The organism is Glutamicibacter sp. AOP5-A2-18 (genome assembly GCF_052446055.1).
Taxonomy (GTDB): domain Bacteria; phylum Actinomycetota; class Actinomycetes; order Actinomycetales; family Micrococcaceae; genus Glutamicibacter.
Genome location: NZ_JBQSVW010000001.1, coordinates 1,510,616 through 1,530,921, shown reverse-complemented (window position 1 = coordinate 1,530,921; position 20,306 = coordinate 1,510,616). Strand labels below are relative to the sequence as shown.

At 55.4% G+C, this 20,306-nt stretch carries 15 protein-coding genes; 7 read left to right on the top strand and 8 right to left on the bottom strand.

The features are described from left to right. The first annotated feature begins 337 nt into the window (after positions 1–337). The 5 genes from ACT3RW_RS07180 to ACT3RW_RS07160 all read left to right on the top strand — a co-directional run bounded on the left by ACT3RW_RS07180 (position 338) and on the right by ACT3RW_RS07160 (position 7,277). Complete coding sequence (locus tag ACT3RW_RS07180; protein ID WP_444613296.1) at positions 338–1,486, top strand: thermonuclease family protein; 1,149 nt, start codon at positions 338–340, stop codon at positions 1,484–1,486. Positions 1,487–1,739: 253 nt separating this feature from the next. Beyond that, positions 1,740–3,446: an AMP-binding protein gene (locus ACT3RW_RS07175; RefSeq protein WP_444613295.1), complete on the top strand. Its 1,707-nt coding sequence runs from the start codon at positions 1,740–1,742 to the stop codon at positions 3,444–3,446. Between the two features lie 192 nt (positions 3,447–3,638). Next, positions 3,639–5,060 (top strand): GntP family permease, encoded by a 1,422-nt coding sequence (locus ACT3RW_RS07170; RefSeq protein ID WP_444613294.1) that lies wholly within the window; start codon positions 3,639–3,641, stop codon positions 5,058–5,060. Positions 5,061–5,091: 31 nt separating this feature from the next. Continuing rightward, complete coding sequence (locus ACT3RW_RS07165) at positions 5,092–6,339, top strand: CaiB/BaiF CoA transferase family protein (RefSeq protein WP_444613293.1); 1,248 nt, start codon at positions 5,092–5,094, stop codon at positions 6,337–6,339. Beyond that, positions 6,336–7,277, top strand: a complete 942-nt coding sequence (locus ACT3RW_RS07160) for a hydroxymethylglutaryl-CoA lyase (RefSeq protein ID WP_444613292.1) — start codon at positions 6,336–6,338, stop codon at positions 7,275–7,277. The genes ACT3RW_RS07165 and ACT3RW_RS07160 overlap by 4 nt, the downstream gene beginning before the upstream one ends. Positions 7,278–7,293: 16 nt before the next feature. Here ACT3RW_RS07160 and ACT3RW_RS07155 read toward each other — a convergent pair whose 3' ends face one another. Next, positions 7,294–8,097, bottom strand: coding sequence for an IclR family transcriptional regulator (locus ACT3RW_RS07155; RefSeq protein ID WP_131088066.1), 804 nt, complete (start codon positions 8,095–8,097; stop codon positions 7,294–7,296). Positions 8,098–8,327: 230 nt separating this feature from the next. On the opposite strand from ACT3RW_RS07155, the gene ACT3RW_RS07150 reads away from it, so the two are divergent. Then, the gene (locus ACT3RW_RS07150; protein WP_444613291.1) at positions 8,328–10,046 is read left to right on the top strand and encodes an AMP-binding protein; all 1,719 of its coding nucleotides are present in this window, start codon (positions 8,328–8,330) and stop codon (positions 10,044–10,046) included. A gap of 240 nt (positions 10,047–10,286) precedes the next feature. After that, complete coding sequence (locus tag ACT3RW_RS07145; protein ID WP_444613281.1) at positions 10,287–11,120, top strand: IS5 family transposase; 834 nt, start codon at positions 10,287–10,289, stop codon at positions 11,118–11,120. A 30-nt stretch (positions 11,121–11,150) separates the two neighbouring features. On the opposite strand, the gene ACT3RW_RS07140 is transcribed toward ACT3RW_RS07145, so the two are convergent. The 7 genes from ACT3RW_RS07140 to ACT3RW_RS07110 all read right to left on the bottom strand — a co-directional run bounded on the left by ACT3RW_RS07140 (position 11,151) and on the right by ACT3RW_RS07110 (position 20,296). After that, positions 11,151–12,344 carry a hypothetical protein gene (locus ACT3RW_RS07140; protein ID WP_444613290.1) on the bottom strand — a complete coding sequence of 398 codons (1,194 nt, stop codon included), beginning with the start codon at positions 12,342–12,344 and terminating at the stop codon, positions 11,151–11,153. Positions 12,345–12,629: 285 nt separating this feature from the next. Next, positions 12,630–12,758, bottom strand: coding sequence for a hypothetical protein (locus ACT3RW_RS07135; RefSeq protein ID WP_262197871.1), 129 nt, complete (start codon positions 12,756–12,758; stop codon positions 12,630–12,632). 189 nt (positions 12,759–12,947) lie between these two features. Continuing rightward, entirely contained in the window at positions 12,948–14,510 is a 1,563-nt protein-coding gene (ffh, locus tag ACT3RW_RS07130; RefSeq protein WP_444613289.1) for a signal recognition particle protein, read from the bottom strand. A 252-nt stretch (positions 14,511–14,762) separates the two neighbouring features. Beyond that, the gene (locus tag ACT3RW_RS07125) at positions 14,763–15,983 is read right to left on the bottom strand and encodes an ammonium transporter (RefSeq protein ID WP_131088062.1); all 1,221 of its coding nucleotides are present in this window, start codon (positions 15,981–15,983) and stop codon (positions 14,763–14,765) included. Positions 15,984–16,279: 296 nt separating this feature from the next. Further along, a complete protein-coding gene (locus tag ACT3RW_RS07120) occupies positions 16,280–16,939 on the bottom strand; it encodes a hypothetical protein (protein WP_131088061.1) in 660 nt (219 codons plus the stop codon). A gap of 179 nt (positions 16,940–17,118) precedes the next feature. Beyond that, the gene (locus ACT3RW_RS07115) at positions 17,119–19,227 is read right to left on the bottom strand and encodes an acyltransferase family protein (RefSeq protein ID WP_444613288.1); all 2,109 of its coding nucleotides are present in this window, start codon (positions 19,225–19,227) and stop codon (positions 17,119–17,121) included. Between the two features lie 388 nt (positions 19,228–19,615). Continuing rightward, positions 19,616–20,296, bottom strand: coding sequence for a hypothetical protein (locus ACT3RW_RS07110; protein ID WP_444613287.1), 681 nt, complete (start codon positions 20,294–20,296; stop codon positions 19,616–19,618). Positions 20,297–20,306 lie beyond the last annotated feature (10 nt).

Here is a 20,306-nt window from a genome sequence, read left to right as displayed (position 1 = left end):
GCTCGTCTAGCGTGCAATCATACTTAAGTAGTAGTTGGGTGCGCCGACCCACCGCACACCCAGCATGAAGATATCCACTCAAATTCGTAGCGAACAATGGTTCCCCAAACAGTTCCGTTTCGCGAAGAAACTGAGGGCTGACGGAATCAGGCCATCTTTGCGTCTTGAAACCTGAAGCGGGAGTAGCCCTTCTAAACCCTCGTCAATTATGACCTCGCTTCTGCCATAAAAAACGCGTCATTTGAAAGTTCAATAAAACTAGCTATTCTGATGAAATCACTCGATTTTCTGCCAGGGAGCAGAGAATTAGCACTCGCACATCAAGGAACGAACACAATTGAAGAAAACGACTATCTGGGTCTCCGCGCTCTTAGCCGGAACCCTCGCGACCGGTGGCGTGGTCTACGCAAGCACCCACGAGCCTGACTCACGAGGAACCGTGACCCGCGTTATCGACGGCGATACCATGGATATGGAAATTGCAGGCCAGGAAACCAGGGTGCGACTTCTAAACATTGACACGCCAGAAACCGTAGATCCCAACAAGCCCGTCGAATGCATGGGCCCAGAGGCATCAGAGAACCTCAAGTCGCTGCTCAAATCGGGCGACAAGGTTGATTTAAAGTACGACGTTGAGCGTGAAGATCGCTACGGCAGAACACTGGCGGCGGTATACAAAGACGGTGAGTTCATTAATCGCTCGATCGCGGCGAACGGCCTGGGGGTCGCCGTAGAGTTTGAACCCAACGTCAAGTACTACCAAGAGATTCTCGACGCGCAGCAAGAAGCGGAACAAGATGATGCTGGTCTTTTCAGCACCGAAATCTCATGCACAATTCCCGCTCAGGTAACCAAGGCACTTGATGAACTGGGGCAAGTGCCGAGCGAAGCAGCCAGCAGTGTCGAGCAAGCGCAGTCAGCGGCCCAAGAAGCGGCAGCTGCCGTGGCTACCGGACTGGCTACAGGCAAGGCTCTGGCGGCAATCACTCCTGATACCCACCCGGTCACGGCCATTTTGCTAGCGACATCGTTCAAAAAATCCGTGACAACGATGAACGAAGTTACCGCACAGACCCAAAAGCTGGAACAAAAGCACACGCAGCAGCACGATGATCTTGTCGCTGAGGAAAAGAAGCGCAAAGAGGAAGAAGCTAAGGCCAAGGCAAAACAAAAGGCCGAGGAACAAGCCAAGCGCGAAGCTGAGAAGCAAGCAGCCGCCGAAAAGGAAGCTGCGCAATTAGCCGCCAAAAAGAAAGCGGAACAAGACAAGGCAGCTGAACAGCGGCGAAACACTGCTCCTAAATACGTTGCACCCAAGTATGTTGCGCCTAAGTATATTGCACCCAAGAAGACCCCACCAACCTACAAGGCACCAAAATCGGTGGCTCCTAAGGTGAAGACGCCACCAAAGTCATCGGTGCCAGAAAAATACACCGGACCACGATGCTATGCACCCGGTGGCAAATCCTGGAAGCCGTGTGGCTAGCAGCGGAAGCACAGACGCGTAATAGCAGTTTGATGCTCATTAGATTCCCGTATGGCTTCGGCCGTGCGGGAATCGGTCTTTTGTGGCGGCATCACCCCTTCAATCCGAGAGGTCGATTCTGCAGAACACGGCACGCAGCTAGAAGGTCTTTCAATTACTAGGACTTCAAAGTAGATTATCTAGTGAGCCACCTCACATCGTCGTTTGTGTCGCTGTAGAGGTGTAAATCTTTCCAGCGACAGAAGGTTTGATTGTGAGCGTTACCGAAGAATTCAGAGCTGCCCGTGACCGACTCCTAGAATTACGCACCGATTACACCAAAGCGCGTGCCGAATTCAGCTGGCCAGAATTTACCGAATTCAACTTCGGCTACGACTGGTTTGATCAGGTAGCCAAGGATCCGGCGAGGGCACAGACACCGGCGCTGATTATCACCGAACGAGATGGAGTCTCCACTCGGCGTACGTGGGCTGAACTGTCCGAACGCTCCACGCAACTAGCTCGTTGGCTCAGTGATCAGGGTGTGGCGCGCGGCGAGACGATCGCGGTGATGCTCGGTAACCAGGTAGAACTATGGGAATCCATGCTCGCTGGCATTAAGCTCGGTGCGGTGCTGATCCCCTGTACCACCCAGTTGACCCCGACAGATCTGGCGGACCGGATCGAACGCGGACATATCAATTGGGTGATCACCAACGAGTCCGAGCTGCCCAAGTTTGAAACCGTGCCGGGTGACTACACGCTGATTCAGATCGGCGGCACCCCGGCGGATGGAATTCTGGACTTCGCACAATCGCATACGGCGGAAGCATCTTTTGAACTGGACTCACCGACCCGCTCCGATGAAACTTTGCTGCGCTATTTCACTTCGGGAACCACTTCCAAGGCAAAGCTTGTAGAGCACACACATACCTCTTACCCTGTCGGGCACCTGAGCACGATGTTCTGGATCGGGCTGGAGCCAGGGGACGTGCACCTGAACGTTGCCTCTCCGGGCTGGGCCAAACATGCGTGGTCCAATCTTTTCGCTCCATGGATCGCCGAGGCTACGGTCTTCCTCTATAACTACGACCGCTTTGATCCGATCGCCCTGATGAACCAGATGGATAAGGAAAAGGTCACCAGCTTCTGCGCCCCGCCCACGGTCTGGCGCCTGCTGATTCAAGCAGACCTGAGCGCACTGAAGACGGCTCCGCAAAAGTTGGTTTCGGCCGGCGAACCGCTGAACGCTGAAGTTATCGATCAGGTTCACAAATCTTGGGGTCAGGTGATCCGCGACGGCTTCGGGCAGACCGAGACCACAGTACAAATCGCCAACCCACCGGGAGAACCGGTCAAGATTGGTGCCATGGGCAAAGCGATGCCCGGCTACGAGGTGGTGCTCATCGATCCGGCCACCGGCGAAGTTGGTGATCTGGGGGAAATTTGCTTGGTTACCGAGCAGCGACCGCTGGGTTTAATGAAGGGGTACTTCGAGAACGCGGAGAAGACTAACGAGGTGTTCCGCGACGGCGTCTATCACACCGGTGACATTGCCGAACGTGATGAGCGTGGAATCCTGACCTATGTGGGCCGCGCCGATGATGTGTTCAAATCAAGCGACTACAAGATTAGCCCCTTCGAACTGGAATCGGTGCTGATCGAACATCCCGGGGTCGCAGAGGCTGCCGTGGTGCCAGCTCCCGATGAGCTGCGCCTGAGTGTACCTAAGGCGTATATCGTTCCGACTGCCGATCGTGAACCAGGAGCAGAACTGGCCGAATCCATTTTGGCGCATTGCCGCGAGCATCTTTCGGCCTTTAAGCGGGTGCGGCGTATTGAGTTTGCGCAGTTACCTAAAACCATCTCGGGAAAGATTCGACGGGTGGAATTGCGCCAAGCCGAAGAACAGCGCTTCGCCGGCGGCGCGGTTGCGGGAACCGAATACCGAGACACCGACTTCCCGAATCTGAAGCCATAACTGAATCCATAACTGACATTCACCATTGGGGCCTGTAGTTCAACTACAGGTCCCAATGCTTTATGTAGTGACAGAGCCAGATGACCAAGTTGAGACACGAAGTTTACATCGTGGGTTTCAGCTCATACTATGAGTCGAAGATCAGTGACCTAGCTCACTAAGACCCACACCCCTTTGTAGATCGGACCGACCATGTCAGATACCGCGATTCTGATTAATACCGCTGTGGCAGTACTCGCCACGGTGCTATTGATCGTGAAATTTAAGGTCAATCCAGTCATCGGACTGGTTCTTGGATCCCTCTACCTGGGGCTCAGCACCGGGCTGGGCATCACCAAAACCGTTGAGACCATCACCCAGGGCTTTGGCGACATCATGGTGGAAGTCGGGTTGCTGATCGCCTTTGGTGTGCTGATGGGCGCCATCCTGAACGAAGTCGGAGCCATTCGACGACTAGTTGAACGGCTGCTTAGCGTATTTGGGCCGAAGTTCTTGCCGTACTCCATGGCGGTGGCCATGAGTACCGTCCTGCAGTCGATCTTTGTTGACGTACTGCTGGTCATCTCCGCCCCGTTGGCCCGGCGCATGGCTCCCAAAATCGGTCCTCTGGGCACTGCGCGACTGGCTACCGCCATGGCCATTTCGCTGGAATGCGGCATCATCTTCATGGTTCCGGGCGTCGGCGCACTGGCCTTGGCTGGCGTGCTAGAAGTCCCCCTGGGAACCATGCTGATCTGCGGTCTGATCGTGGTGGTACCAACGGTATTGCTGGCAATCATGATCATGTCCTTCCTGTTCCGTCGCGGCTTCTGGAAGCCCGAACGCGATGAACAAAATATCTTTGACGAAGAAGATTATCCCCAAGCAAGTCTTCGCAACACCGCTGGCACCAAAACGCAGAATGATGCGGATGAGGCACAGAGCGAACCGGGCGCAGTTAAGCTCGCGGTTGACCCGCAAGCCAAACGCGAAGCACCACTGTGGGTACTCTTTGCTCCCCTACTACTGTCACTGATCCTGATTGCCGTTGGTGCTGTCACTGAAATTGCCAAGATCCATAACGGTGTTCTTGAGCTGCTCGGCAACCCGGTGGTTGCACTGCTGATCGGCCTGATCGGCACCACCATCGTGGGACGGCGCACCCTGGGTCAGAAGGGTTTGGATGAGGCCATCACCACCGGCTTTAAGGACAGCGGACAGATCCTGCTACTCACCGGCGCCGGCGGATCATTGGCAGCCACCGTGGCAGCTGCAGGTCTAGGCGATATCCTCGGCGGCTTCTTTAGCGCCAGCGCCGTAGCACCATTGGTAGTTGTCTGGGTGATCGCCGCCGTTCTGCACATCGCCGTCGGCTCGGTAACCCTCTCGGCCATTACCGCTGCAGGCATGCTTGCCCCAATAGCCCCAGCGCTAGGCCTGGACCCAGTACTGATCGCCCTGGCCGCTGGTGCAGGATCGCTGTTCATGATTCACGTAACCTCCAATACCTTCTGGCTGTTGCAATCCCTGTTGGGCCAAACCATGCGAGGTGCCCTGAAATCGGTCAGCGTGGGAGTTTCGGTGGCTTCGGTGATTGCACTAGGCATGGTGCTGACCTTGAGCATCTTCATCTAGTGCGCAACCGATCAACCCAAGGAGTTAACTCATGAACGAACAAGCAACGATCGCACCATTATCCTCAATCCGCGTCCTAGAACTAGGCAACTACATTGCCGCACCCACCGCCGGTCGACTACTCGCCGACTTCGGTGCAGAAGTCATCAAGGTAGAACGCCCGGTCACCGGGGATGAACTACGCAATTGGCGGCTAAAAAAGGGCAGCGTCTCGATGCTGTATCGAACGATCAACCGCAACAAAAAATCCGTTGTCCTTGATCTGCGTAGCGACGCCGGACGGGCCGCAGTACTAGATCTAGTCCGTGAATGCGACGTGTTATTGGAAAACTTCCGACCCGGCACCCTAGAAAAGTGGGGTCTAGGACCCGAGGTACTCAGTGAAGCCAACCCGGAGCTGGTCATCACCCGCATCTCCGCCTTTGGCCAAACCGGACCACTCTCCCAGCGCCCAGGATTCGCCGCAGTCGCCGAAGCCTTCAGCGGCTTCCGCAACCTGGTGGGAGATCCCGACCGGGCCCCGGTACGCGTGGGTGTCTCTATTGGAGATTCCATCGCCGGACTCTATGCAGCCTTCGGTGTGGTCATGGCCTTGTTTGAGCGCGATAAAAATCGTCCCGAGACAAAGTCCTTGCCACTAGATCACCGAGTCATCGACGTGGCACTGCACGAAGCGATGTTCTCCATGATGGAATCGTTGATCCCGGATCACGGCGCCTACGGAGAAACGCGCAGTCGTACCGGTGGACGCATGGAAGGCATAGCGCCATCCAACGCCTATCTCTGCGCCGATGGGGCCAGCATCGTGGTGGCCGGCAACGGCGATGGAATCTACAAACGCTATATGCAAGCCATCGGTAGGCCGGATCTGGCAGATGACCCCACCCTGCAATCCAACCAGCAGCGCTGGGAACAACGAGAGCTGCTCGACGCCGCCATCGGTCAATGGAGCGCCACACTAGACTCGGCGCAAGCATTGGACATCCTTGATACCGCAGGGGTTCCTGCAGGCCCGATCTACACCGCGGCCGACATTGAAAACGAACCACAGTATCAGGCCCGCAATATGATCCAGCACCTCGACGTCTCCACCGGCGAAGAAACCCTGAAGAACGTCGGCTTCCCCGGCATTGTTCCGGTCATGGGAGGAACTTCCCTACCCATCCGCAACCTCGGACCAGACCTCGGCGAACATACCGACTGGGTACTTGGTGAGTTACTGGGCTACGACCAAGACCAGATCCAAGACGCCAGCGCCAGCGAAAAGAGCCAAGCATGAGCTACAACTTCACCCCAGCAGCCACCCTTCGCGACGTCACCTTGCGCGACGGACTACAGCTGACCGGCAAACTGTTAAGCACGGAAGAAAAGATCGCCACCGTCAGACAACTACTACACCTTGGCGTCCAAGAGATTGAACTGGGCTCCATGGCCCGAGCAGATTTGGTCCCACCCATGGCCAACACCCTTGAGGTGGCTCAAGCGCTCTCCGCAGAAGAACTGGCGCACTGTTGGATCTGGGTGGCCACCCCGGGCCATGCAGCCAAGGCAGCCAAAGCCGGCATCACCAACTTTCAGTACTGCCTCTCCGTCTCCGATGCGCACAACCAGGCGAATATCTCGCGCAGCACCGAGGCAAGCCTTGAAGCACTACCCGAAGCCATCAAGTATGCACAGGCCGTCAACGGGCGCATCCAGTTATGCTTGGCCACCTCATTTACCTGCCCTTTTGAGGGTCAGGTGCCAGAAGCACGAGTACTAGAAATAGCCAACGACCCGCGTGCCGAAGGCACCTGCGACATCGTCATCTGCGACACCCTGGGCCAAGCCGTCCCCGCTCAAGTGGCCTCACTGATCAGCAACGTTAAGGAAAACTCCCCGCAACGAAGAATCGTCTTCCACGGCCACGACACCTGGGGACTGGGAGTTGCCAATACCTTGGCAGCCATCAGCGCCGGTGCCGAAGTTGTAGACGGAGCCCTCGGCGGATTAGGTGGATGTCCCTTCGCTCCGGGAGCCAGCGGCAACACCTCCAGCGAAGATATTCTCTTCGCCACCCGCCCAGCATGGCTGAGCCCAGAACGCTTCGGCTCGCTGGTGCAGCTCTCCGAGCATCTGCTCAACAAACTGGGTGAACCCAACCGATCAAAGTCAGCCCAAGGGGCAAGGTCTAAAGCCAAAGCGTTCGAATGGGTCATCCCCAGCGAAGAAAGCTAAAGCCGAGCAGGAACGACTAGCCTGCAGGGCGGTGGGTCTCACCGGGGAAACGTCCACCAATGAGTCGAGTCATTCGCTCTGCCGTCTCCAATAGCGGTTCAACCCACGACTCGCAGACCTCTTGCGACATGCGTAGGGATGGACCACTGATTGTTACCGCAGCGACCAACCCGGCTGAAGAATCAAAAATTGGTGCCGACAATCCTGAAGCTCCACTTTCGCGCTCGCCGGTGGTAATGGCAAAACCATCGGCAAGTGTGGTGTCCACTGCGCTTTGTAATTCATCCAGACCGGTAATGGTGGAGGCGGTCAAGGGTTCCAAGGAACCTTCAACAAGCCGTTGCATCAGTTCTGGCTTCCAGGCCAGAAGTACTCGTCCTGCGGATCCAGCGTGCAGTGGAGCCAGTTCCCCCAGATGCATTTCGCGACGCAAAACGTGGCGGGTTTCGGCAATACCTACGCACACCCGGTAGGACTGTTCGGCACGGAAGATGCAGGCGGTCTCCCCTGTAACATCACGCAGTTCGCCAAGCAGTGGGCTGATCACATCGAGGACTTCTTTGCCTCGGGTAGCCGGAGCAGCCCAATAGGCCATCTTCATGCCGATGCGGTAACCGTCTCCGTCCCGATCTAAGAAGCCCTGCTCCACGAGGTTTGATACTAACCGCTGCACGGTAGAGGAAGGCAGGGACGTGGCCTCACGAAGATCCGTCAAGGTAAGGACCGGCTGGCGTAAGGAAAAAGCATCAAGGATGGAGCTGATTTTTCCCAGCACAAGAAGCTGATTCTGATTCTTTGCCGGAGCTTGATCCTTTGACATATTTCAGACGCTAGACCATCGGACCATCACCGTCCAATTGCTCACTATTTTTGACTCAGACATCACAATGACAGATCGAGGGGTCAATCATTGGACAAATACTGAACTGCAAATCAAAAACACCACGCACAATGACGCAACAATTCGTCAGCACTGATCATTATCGTATATTTGGGTTAGAGCAACGATCAGATTCAGGGGCATTGGCGCCCGACAAATGAAGGACTGCGATGAACAATACCGAGAAGTTCCGAGCCGCCCGCAACCTCCTGTTGGCAGCTCGGGATGACTACGAGCGAGCACGGGCAGAGTTCACTTGGCCCCAATTCACCGACTTCAACTTTGCCTACGACTGGTTTGACGCCGTAGCAGCAGATCCGCAGCGTGCCAATGAACCCGCACTGATCTTAACCGAACCTGATGGAAGTTCTGCCCGGTACTCCTGGGCCGAACTTTCACACCGTTCCACCCAAGTAGCGCGCTGGCTCAGCGACGAAGGACTGGAGCGTGGAGACACCATCGTCTTGATGCTGGGCAATGAAGTGGCCCTCTGGGAGACGATGCTAGCCGGTATGAAGCTCGGCGCGGCGATCATCCCGACCACTACACAGGTCACTTCCGAAGATTTGGCTGACCGCATTAATCGCGGCAAGGCCAACTGGGTCATCACCAGTGATGACCAACTGGAGAAGCTACAAGAAGTTCCTGGAACCTACGCCATCGTTCAGGTTGGTGGTCAAACACTACCCGGCACCCTGCATTATGCAGATTCTTACCATGCACCAGCACAATTCTCGCTTGAGACTCCAACCCGTGCAGATGAAAACCTGCTGCTGTATTTCACTTCGGGAACAACCTCGCAGCCTAAGTTGGTGCAGCACACGCACACGTCCTATCCGGTGGGGCACCTGGCAACGATGTTCTGGATCGGCGTGGAGCCAGGCGATGTGCACCTGAACGTCGCGTCCCCTGGCTGGGGCAAGCACGCGTGGTCAAACTTCTTTGGTCCTTGGATTGCCGAAGCCACGGTATTTGTCTTCAACTACAAGCGCTTTGACCCCGAAGCGCTGATGAATCAGATGGATAAGGAAAACGTCACCAGCTTCTGCGCCCCACCGACCGTGTGGCGCTATCTAATCCAGGCCGACTTGAGCACCTTGACGAATCCGCCGCACAAACTGATCTCTGCCGGCGAGCCACTGAACGCTGAAGTGATTGACCAGGTGCGTAATGCGTGGGGTCAGGTGATTCGTGACGGCTACGGACAGACCGAAACTACGGTGCAGATTGCCAATTCTCCAGGTTCCCCGGTGAAGGTAGGCGCCATGGGTCGACCGATGCCCGGTTATGAGATTGAACTTCGCAACCCAACCACCGGCCAGTTGGCTGAGGTTGGCGAGATCTGCCTGCGAATTGATCCTCGCCCGGTTGGGTTGATGAAGGGTTACTTTGATGACCCGGAGAAAACCGACGAGGTTCTACGAGACGGTTTTTACCACACTGGTGACATTGCGGAAATCGATGAGTCTGGTGTTCTCACTTACGTTGGTCGTGCCGATGATGTGTTCAAATCAAGTGACTACAAGCTCAGCCCGTTTGAGCTTGAGTCAGTAGTTTTGGAACATCCCGCAGTGGCTGAAGTTGCGGTGGTTCCCTCTCCAGATCCGCTCAAACTTTCGGTCCCAAAGGCCTTCGTGATACTTGCTGCTGGATATGAGCCTAACGCGCAGACGGCCGAGGACATTCTTGGGTTCTGCCGCGAGCACCTGGCTCCCTACAAACGCATCCGTCGTTTAGAGTTCTCAGATCTTCCAAAGACCATCTCGGGCAAGATCCGTCGAGTTGAGCTACGCCTTGCCGAGGCGGAACAACATGCTGCTGGCACGACTCCAGCTGGAGAATTCCGCGACACCGATTTCCCGGATCTAAAGAAACTGGGCTCAGCCTAATTTAGGGGCGCTCCCCCGCAAAAAACGACGGTTGGTCGGAAGCGACTTCGATGGAGCTTCCGACCAACCGCTAAACAAAGAGAGAATGCAGCTTAGAGATCGCGCCAATAGGTGTGCAACATCCGCAGTAAGTATTAATGACAGCGTAATTAACCACGTCAGGCACGTCATTAAGCAGTGAAGCAGGCACGGACAGTGTTAAACAAGGTTTGTCTAGAACCGTTTACACAAGAAGGTCACGTGCCTGCCCTACCATCTTCCATCATCGAGCCTCTCTGGCGCCAATTCGAAGCGTTGATCCCAGATCGGAACGTAACCCATCCACTGGGCTGCCACAAGCCACGGATCAGCGACCGGATCATCTTCGACAAACTCATCCAAGTCCTCGTCCTGGGCGCGGCCTACGAGAAAATCAGCGACACGACCTGCTCGGCCACCACCATCCGACGGCGCCGCGACGAATGGATCACCGCAGGGATCTTCCGCGAACTGGAGCAGATCTGCCTGGAATCCTACGACCGGATCATTGGACTGGACCTAGAGAATCTCGTCATCGACGGATGTCTGGTCAAAGCGCCGTGCGGCGGTGAAGCCGCCGGAAAATCCCCGGTAGACCGCGGCAAGCAAGGCACCAAACGCTCGCTGATGACCGACGGGAAAGGCATCCCGGTCGGCTGCATCACCGCAGGCGCGAACCGGCACGATTCCCCGTTGCTACGCCCCACGCTCGAACGCCTTTCCCGTTTCGGCTACCAGCTGCCAGAGCAGATTACCGTGCATCTGGATGCTGGATATGACAGCCGTAAAACACGGGAGCTGCTTACCGAGCTGGGTTGTGATTGGGAGATCAGTACCAAGGGCGAACCCTTGCAGGCCGGGGTCCGCTGGGTGGTGGAACGAACCAATTCGTGGCACAACCGGGGGTTCAAGAAATTGGCGATCTGCACCGAGCGCAAGGTCCGGGTCATTGACGCGTTGATCAGCCTCGCGAACAGTGTCATCGTGATCCGCAGGCTGATCGGGGAAGCGTGGGCGACCCATCGGTGGGATACGAGGCCTAATCGAAAGCCTTAAGAATCGTTTGTCCCCTATTGGCGCGATCTCTTAGAATTTATTCTTTTCTTTGAACGCGTCAACGACTCCCTTGCCCAGGTAGAACGCGCCGTCGGCATACCAAGCGGAAATCAATAGTTGACGTGCGGGCTTGGGTAGCCAAGCAAATTTCTGACTATTGGCCATAACCGCGTGTGCAGCGGCGCCCGAGGCAAGAACCAAGGCGCCGGAGGCCATCAGCGCTTTGGGGTTCCATCCACCGCGGAAAAGTACCCGTGAAATACCGGTGGCTTCGCGCTCTTGCTCGCTCAGTGCAGCGCGCAGGCTTCTGAACGGACCGCCAGTGGCAATAATCCGACGGTCTTCAGGGATGGGACGGCCGGTGAGGTAGTCCACGCTGCGCGGGTCGAACCCGAACAGGGCCACAAAACGCTTGAGGCTAGCCACGTCCGTGGGGTTGCGCAGCAGTGTTAATGCTTCCTGACGCTGGGCGTCATCACTGAGCAACTGGTCAATCAACTCAATAACTTCGTCGTCGATACCACGCAACAACGCATCTAATTCTGCCAACCGGGTTGCAGCCGGCGACTCAGCACCTGGATCAAGAATCACCTGTCGTTCCAGGTCCAGCACCATGGTCAGGGCTGGAGCAAAAAGATCCTTGCGGGCACGTTTGGCTTCTATGGTGGCCATGATGACGTTACCGGTGCGCGTAAGCGACAAGAACGGACGGTTGCTTCGAGAGATACCAGGAGCAAAGACTGGATACGTAGGCATGGCCATGAGTCCGGCTTCACTGTTCCATACGGTGATCTGGTTATCCTCAAACCCGGCAGCCAAAACTAGTTCCGAAGCCTTGAGGGTGGCACCATGAAGCAACTCGTTGGTGGAGCCAAGTTCACCGAGAATGTCTTCATCCGGAGTGGGACCATCAATTTCTTCACCATCAACCAAAACGTAGTTGGCACCGGTGGAGTTCTTCAGCTCATGGACAAGCTTGGTCACTCGGGAACCCTCACGCAGTTTGCCATTGGCATCAATGCGGTAGAGGACCGCGTCGCGTGCTTCGCTGACGGTGGCAACCTCAGCCAATACTTCGGTGGCTTTCTCTCGCTCGATAGCTCCGCCAATGAATCCGAGCAGACGACGGTCGGCCAAAACGCTGCGCACAGCCTGAACGGCATCCGGCTTATCACCCATAAAAATGAACTCAAGGTTGAGGTAGTTGAACTCTGAAGAATCCACGAAGTCTGATCCCTTTCATCTGTGCAATGGTTAGCTACTGTCAATTCTAGTTACCTCGCTGAAGAACAGCTCCAAGACTTCTGCCTATCAGCCAGCCGAAGCCCTTGCGCTCCGCCACTTGACGTGGGATTCGAAAAGTTGGGTTCTGTTCGGACGGCAACCTGCTTGGCCTGGATACAGCAAGAGCCCTTGCATCGATGGTCATTGACCGATGATGCTTGGGCTCTTGGCTGTCAGATCGCTAGACCATACTCAGCGCATGGTGGAAACGCGGAAAGTTGTATTTTATTTAGCAGTCTTACGTACCGGGTCGCTGATGGAATCAGTACCCTTCAGCCGCTTCTCGGCGCGCTTTTCCTTGATGGATTTGGTGGGCTTCTTCGCTTCGCCCTTGCGTGGTGACTTGTCGGACATGATGTGCCGCCTTGCCGGAAGCATTAATCGCTTCCAAAATATGGGGAGAGTACCCCATGGCCTCATCCTACGGTGCATTCGGTGCAACCGATACCAACTGGCTGAAAGGACTCGCTGGTATGAGATGAGAAAGGACCTGCACCAATCGTCTACTGACGATTGGTGCAGGTCCTTTCTACGCGATAGTGCTTACTTACCCAAGTACTTCTCGAAGCCTGCAGGCAGGTTCAAGCTTGATGGGTCGAAGTCCGCATTGGCGTTCTGACCAAACGCGGCACCCGAAGGTGCTGCTGGCTTCTTGTTCTGAGCTTCCAACTCGGCCTGTGCAGCCTTGGCTGGGTTACCGAACTTCTGCTGCTTTTTGCCCTTGCCCTTGGCCTTTGACTTGCGAGCTGCGCCCTTACCGGCACCTGGCATACCAGGAATACCGCCACCGGCGGCCATCTTCTTCATCATCTTCTGCGCTTCGGTGAAGCGTTCAAGCATCTGGTTCACCTCGGACACCGTAACGCCGGAACCCTTAGCAATACGTGCACGGCGTGAACCGTTGATGATCTTTGGAGCCACACGTTCGTGCTGGGTCATCGAACGAACGATGGCTTCGACACGGTCGATCTGGCGCTCATCAAACTGTTCAAGCTGCTGACGAGAAATCTGTGCACCGGGCATCATGCCCAGCAGCTTCTTCATCGAGCCCATCTTCTTGATCTGGGCCATCTGAAGAAGGAAGTCATCCAGGGTGAAGTCTTCCTGGTCGGCGAACTTCTTCGCCATACGCTCGGCTTCGCCCTTGTCCCAGTTCTTCTCAGCCTGTTCGATGAGCGTCATGACGTCGCCCATGTCCAGAATGCGTGAAGCCATACGATCTGGGTGGAAGATCTCGAAGTCGTCCAGGTTTTCACCGGTGGATGCGAACATCACTGGCTTACCGGTCACCGATGCTACCGACAGTGCGGCACCACCACGGGCATCGCCATCCAGCTTAGAAAGAACGACACCAGTGAAGTCGACGCCTTCATGGAAGGCCTGCGCGGTGTTGACCGCGTCTTGACCGATCATCGCATCGATAACAAAGAGGACTTCGTCCGGGTTGATGGCAGCGCGAATGTTCGCAGCCTGGGCCATCATTTCGGTGTCAACACCCAAACGGCCGGCGGTATCCACGATGACTACGTCGTGCAGCTTAGCCTTGGCTTCAGCGATACCGTCGCGGGCTACTACTACCGGGTCACCGGTTGGAGTATCAAATTCCGAGGAGACACCCGGGTGCGGTGCATAAACAGGTACACCGGCGCGTTCACCGTTGATCTGTAGCTGCTTTACGGCGTTTGGACGCTGGAGGTCACAGGCCACCAGCATCGGGGTGTGACCCTCAGACTTCAGGTGCTTAGCCAACTTACCGGCCAGGGTGGTCTTACCAGCACCTTGTAGACCGGCGAGCATGATCACCGTTGGAGGGTTCTTGGCCAAGTTCAGACGGCGAGTTTCGCCACCGAGGATGCCAACAAGTTCTTCGTTGACGATCTTGACGACCTGCTGGCCTGGGTTCAGAGATTCGGAGACCTCGATGCCCAGTGCACGTTCTTTCACCTGGGCCACAAAGGCGCGGACCACCGAGACGGCAACGTCAGCGTCGAGCAGGGCGCGACGGATTTCGCGGACGGTACCGTCAATGTCTGCTTCGGTCAGGCGGCCCTTGCCGCGCAGGTTTTTGAAGGTTGCTGTCAGGCGATCGGAAAGTGAATTAAACACGTGCCGGGCACTTCTTTCGATAGGTCTTGTGGTGCGTATAAAAAACGCACAGGACTCGACTTATAAGAATATCAAGAATCGAGGCTGCATCTAACCAGCTCCACACCAATACTGGTTGTGCGTTTGCTTGCTGCGCTCCAAGGGTAAAAGAAAACCGCCGGTGGCTGCATGGCCCACCGGCGGTTTCCCGGACACCGTAACCGGTGTCCTACCCCTTGATTTTGTTCATGTTATTTTTCAGATTCCACCTCGTTACTTGGAAGCCAGCTGGTATCCAGCGTCGTTGTGTTCTGCGGCGTCGATACCGGCGATTTCAATATCTGCCGATACTCGCCATGGGCTGAACTTTCCAATGACTGTTGCGATGATCCAGGTCATCACGGCCGAGAAGATCATGACTACGGCCAGGGTTACGAACTGTGCAACCAGCTGCGATAGTCCGCCACCGTAGAACAGGCCACCAGCACTTTCCTCGGTTGGCAGTGCGAAGAAGCCAAGGAATAAGGTGCCGATGATACCGGAGACCAGGTGAACGCCGACCACGTCGAGTGAGTCATCATAGCCAAGCTTCCATTTGAGGTTTACTGCCCAAGCCGAACCGGCACCTGCCACTAGGCCAAGAACCAATGCAGCCCATGGGGCCAGGTCTGCACACGAAGGAGTGATGGCTACCAAACCAGCGACCAGACCGGAAGCGACACCTACCGAGCTTGCACGTTCTCCGCGCAGCTTCTCGATGAGGACCCAACCTAGAACTGCTGCACCAGGGGCAGCGAAAGTATTGATCCAGATCAAACCAGCCTGCTCAACGGTGGTGGCTGCACCAGCGTTGAACCCGAACCAACCGAACCACAGCAGGCCAGCGCCGAGCATGACCAGTGGGGTGTTGTGTGGCTGTGGACGATCGTGGAAGTTGTGACGCTGGCCGAGCTTCAGTGCGAGTACAAGAGCTGCGATACCTGCGTTGGTGTGAACTACTGCGCCACCGGCGAAGTCAATTGCTTCACCGAAGATCTTGCCCAGTGCGCCATCAGCGGAGAGAAGACCGCCACCCCATACCCAGAAGGCCACCGGTGCGTAAACCAGGGTGACCCACAGTGGGATGAAGAAGAGCCATGGAGCAAAGCGAGCGCGGTCGGCGATTGCGCCGGAGATAATGGCCACCGAAATCATGGCGAAGGTGCCGGAGAAGCCGGCAGCAAGCAGATCCGCTTCTGCGGTGTTGTGCATAGCGAAATCGCTGATTGGATTTCCCACGATGCCTGCGATGGTTGGCTCACCTGCGGAGAACGAGTACCCCCAAAGTACCCAAACTACTGCGGTGATCGCTGCTGCAGAAAAGCTCATCAGCATCATGTTCACTACGCCGGTAGAACGAGTCATACCGCCGTAGAAAATTCCAAGTGCTGGTGTCATCATCAGTACAAGTGCGGCTGCTATCAGGATCCATAAGCTGGCAACGTCCAACTCCATCTGGATCACATCCCCTCAAGGTGTATCGGTGTATCGGTGGCGAGTCGGGCCCTACTGCAGGAGAACGGTGTTCTTGGCCCGGTGTTGACTCCATTCTTCGCCACTGATGTTTCGATATACTCGCGGATTCGTTTCGCGTGTGTATCAAGTCACCCCTTTAAGTAACGTTTAGTTCTCTGCTATGTTTCGAGCCTGTTTCCCCTCTTTCACCACGAGGTTAAATACGGGCGAAAAAGGTCCGGGTCAGCACCCCTGAATCGAGGACTGACCCGAACCTTTGTGAATTCACACCGTCTTTAGGAGCGCTTAATCTTCACTACCTGGAACTTCGGCACGGTAGTGGAGCCGCCAATAGTGGTGTCATAGGTCAGTGAACCGGTCACGGTGGCGGTGACCTTCACCAGATCCTCAGCCACATAATCATCTAGCTCGGCGCACTCGGAAACTCCATCACCAGCGGCGAACAACGCGTTGTGTTCGTAGTCGTATTTGCCCACCAAAACGTTGCTCAGCTCTGCACGGAACATGCACGGTCCGGTACCGGAATCGAACTGGGTGATCCGCGCGTAGAAGATGACGTTTTCACCGATGTGAGAATCTGGATTCTTCACAATCTGATCAAGTTCACGCTTGCTGATCTTTTTTGCCTTGTTCTCTTGCTCCTTCTGAGCTTTCTCGGCAGCTTCTTTGGCTTCTTTTTCTTCGGCTTTGCGAGATGCTTCAGCCTCTTGCTCTGCGACGCGTTCTTCCTCAGCGGTGCGCAAGGTGTCCGCTTCGTCTTGAACCGTTGCCAAGGTGGTCTTGGTATCAGCAAGTTCAGCTTCCAGTGCTTGCTTCTGTGAGTCCAAGGACGCAGCGGATGCCTGGGCAGCTTCAAAGTCTTCTTTTGAAACTCCACAAGCGCTCAAGGAAAAAACGACAGCGACAGCGACCGCTGCCAATGAGAACCTCTTCATGGTCCTACTCCATTTCGTGGGTGCGAGTTCCCGGATCCCCCAATTGCATCCAGGTACTGCTGATCATGACAGTGGGTAGGGACACTTTGGCTTTATCGGATGTCTCCGCACAGACAAAGCTGCCACCGGTCCGGGACCGGTGGCAGCTTTGATTATTCAGTTAAGTTGTTGTTGCGTTCCTAAGACGTTGGAAACAGCTTGGAAGATCCCACAGCCTTTTGTAGACGCGAATCCAAAGTGCCCGAAAGCGACGCGGCGTAGGTAGCACTGAGATGGGAGTGATCCCAATAGGCCAAAATTCCGCCGATGACGGTGTAGCACTTCTCGTCCTTGCACAGCTGATCGTTCATGTCGACCTCGCCGATGTTTGGATCCTTCAGCGCCTTCGCGGCATCAGCCTGTGGATCCATCGGGATCCAGTCTTCGGCCTTGCCGTTGCATTCATCAAGATCGTCAGAGTTTTCGGCAACACAGTCAGGCGCATTTTCTAGCGTGGCTCCAGGCCACGCAGTGTCACGGATGACCGCTACTTCAGCCCCGGTGTCGGACCATTGGCTCAGGATCTTCTCATAGGCCTCTGTGGCGGGGGCTTCAGAACTTTCCATCGTATGTCCTGCAAGAGGCTCGGACTGGCGGTTGGAAGAGATGACTAGGTCATAGTCTTTCTTCTTGATCTGACCGGTGACCCAGTCCCCTAGATCTTCGCAACCTTGCACGCTGGCTTCATCATCAAATCGCTGACCTTCGCCCATGATGGCGCAACGGTTGGCTACGTAGGTATCAACTTGCCAGCCGTGCTCTTTGGCAATGCGGTTGATTGCTGGATACCACTGGCCGGCATGCGAGTTACCAACCAAGGCAACTTTGATCTTGCCCTTACCGTAGCTGCAGACCGGGCGCTCTTTGAAGTCGGTGACTTGGCTGGCGAAGCAATCGTCCTTGTACAGCACAGGCTTATCGGTTTTTGCGGCTACGGGCGCAGGGGCGATCTCTTGGTCTGGCGTTTGCGCGGCATTAGGCAACGAGCATTTATCGCTCAATGCTGATGCGCCGAGGCAATCTTCACCGACTGTTTTCTCAACTTGTGCCTTTGCTTTATTGATGTCCTGGGCCTCATCTGCAACATTGACGCTGTTCATGTAGAAGGCGCCAGCAAATAGGGCAAGGACCAGGCTGCCTGCGGCGAGGAAGCGTGGAGCGGTGAGAAGTGCAGAAGTCTCAATGAACTTTTTGAAGCGAACTTCAACGAGCTTCTGCGTCAAGACCGACAGGATTAAAGTCAGCGCAAGGGCAGCAAACTTTTGAGGCCATTTGAAGTCGTCAACCACAAACGGCACTAGGACCAGCAACGGCCAATGCCAGAGGTAGATGGCGTAGGAATTATCGCCGAAGAACTGAAAGAGCTTAGTGCTCAAGAAGATATTTGGGGAATACTTGTGCGTTGAATTGCACAGCAAGACTAATGCAGTACCGAACACCGGAATGGCTGCGATGTAGCCCGGGAATGGCATGTCACCGGTAAAGGCAAAAGCGCTAAAGGCGATTGCGAGGATTCCGCCCCATGATCCGATCAAGCTAGCTAGATCATTCTTGGCGGCGTGAGCCTTTGCCCCGAGTGCGGCGACCAATGCTCCGGCTGCGAATTCCCAAACTCGGGTGAAGGTTGAGAAGTAGGCAGCGCCCGGGTCTGTTGCCGTGGCGTAGAGCGAATAGGCGATGGACAGAACGAATACTAGGCCAACGCCTGCCAGAACAATGTGCTTGATCTGCTTCTTGTACTTCAATGCTGTGAAAACTAGCAGGCCGATGAGTACCGGCCAGACGAAGTAGAACTGTTCTTCAGCCGAGAGTGACCAGAAGTGCTGGAAGGGGCTTGGCGCGTCACCTTCAGCAAGGTAATCAACTTTGGTTAATGCCAGGAACCAGTTCTGGAAGTAGAACGTCGCTGCAAGTGCTTGCAGACCCCAGTCCTGCCAGACCGTTTGCGGGGCGAAGATCCAAATACCCAGCACGCTAAAGAAAATGACTAGGAACGAGGCCGGGAGCAGTCGCTTGACGCGCCGCATCCAGAATCGGCCGACATCAACAATGTTCTTTGGTGGCTTGGCGATCAGGTGGGAGGTGATCAGGAACCCTGAGATGACGAAGAAGACGTCTACACCAACAAAACCACCTGGGAGGTAGTGACTCCAGAAGTGATAGAGCACTACAATGCCTACGGCAATGGCACGTAACCCCTGGATATCAGAGCGAAATCCCGCGGGTTTAGGATCCTTTTTTAAAGGCATGGGCAAGTCTTGATTTGACGACACGTCGTGGTGGATCCTTTACCGGCTGGTTTAGCTTACGGAGCAGGCATCCATGGAGTTCAAACGCCGTTGCTCGCATTCAATAATTACCGGAAATTCTGGTTGATTTCTGAAAATCCCTTCGCTGCTTCGCTTCTAGGGTCGGTTCACATTTCGCCCAGTTCTTGTTTACCTGTCGTTTGACTTGGGATATTCCTCAACTGCCCACCGACTGACGCGCTGATTCGCGTAGGCCTCGCCCCGGAAGGACCTTGGGCGTGTCGCAATACGTCTGCAAGTAAGAAAGCAAAACACTGCCGTAGAGCAAACAAGGCGCCTAACTTCCACGACAGTGGAAGCCAAGCGCCTTGTTTGTTATGAAATGACCTCAGTAGCTCCAGGTCCATCCGCCGGTCTTGTCTGGGTCGTAAACAACCTCACCGGTTGCGTACGGAGAGTCGAGAATGACCTTGCCTCGAATTTCATCCCCTGCTCCGACTGCGATATCTAAGGCATCATCCACATCACAAGAGAATGCCGCAACGGTATTCAGATCATAAACAACAGTGCGGTTCTCCCCCGGTGAGACGCCGAAAGCCGAGGCGTCCAATGGCATCAGTGCAATGTCTTCCTTGACTACCTTTTCGGCTGATTCCGCGAGCTTGGCGCTGACATCCAACAACAGGAACTTCTTGTGCTCTGGTGCGATCTTTTCACCGAAGCCACGCAGTGTGCAGGTATCTAGAACCTTCACGCTGTGCACGGTCACTTCAAAAGATGGTTTGGTTGCCCCATCCATCGTGAGCTTTCCTGCCTGGCCTAAGTTTTTGATGACCTGGGCTTGGGTATCAACGTGGACGTCCTCTCCAGTTTCCGCATCGGTCTTGGCTACGTCTGCCAAGTCGTCCTGCAACTTCTGGGAGGTCGGCCCTGCCTGGGCAGAATAGTAGTTGGTGCTCATGATGAGCCCTACCGAGACTGCAGCCACCGCGATAGTGGAACCTACAGCCAGCGCGACTTTGCGCTTTGGGCTGTTGGACGGATTCTTCTGTTCATTAAGCGTGTTCATTGTCCGGTCC

Coding starts and splice junctions, on each gene's coding strand:
- ACT3RW_RS07160 (WP_444613292.1), top strand. CDS start 6,336: ATGAGCTACAACTTCACCCCAGCAGCCACCCTTCGCGACGTCACCTTG.
- ACT3RW_RS07150 (WP_444613291.1), top strand. CDS start 8,328: ATGAACAATACCGAGAAGTTCCGAGCCGCCCGCAACCTCCTGTTGGCA.
- ACT3RW_RS07110 (WP_444613287.1), bottom strand. CDS start 20,296: ATGAACACGCTTAATGAACAGAAGAATCCGTCCAACAGCCCAAAGCGC.
- ACT3RW_RS07170 (WP_444613294.1), top strand. CDS start 3,639: ATGTCAGATACCGCGATTCTGATTAATACCGCTGTGGCAGTACTCGCC.
- ACT3RW_RS07120 (WP_131088061.1), bottom strand. CDS start 16,939: ATGAAGAGGTTCTCATTGGCAGCGGTCGCTGTCGCTGTCGTTTTTTCC.
- ACT3RW_RS07155 (WP_131088066.1), bottom strand. CDS start 8,097: ATGTCAAAGGATCAAGCTCCGGCAAAGAATCAGAATCAGCTTCTTGTG.
- ACT3RW_RS07135 (WP_262197871.1), bottom strand. CDS start 12,758: ATGTCCGACAAGTCACCACGCAAGGGCGAAGCGAAGAAGCCCACCAAA.
- ACT3RW_RS07165 (WP_444613293.1), top strand. CDS start 5,092: ATGAACGAACAAGCAACGATCGCACCATTATCCTCAATCCGCGTCCTA.
- ACT3RW_RS07125 (WP_131088062.1), bottom strand. CDS start 15,983: ATGGAGTTGGACGTTGCCAGCTTATGGATCCTGATAGCAGCCGCACTT.
- ACT3RW_RS07115 (WP_444613288.1), bottom strand. CDS start 19,227: ATGCCTTTAAAAAAGGATCCTAAACCCGCGGGATTTCGCTCTGATATC.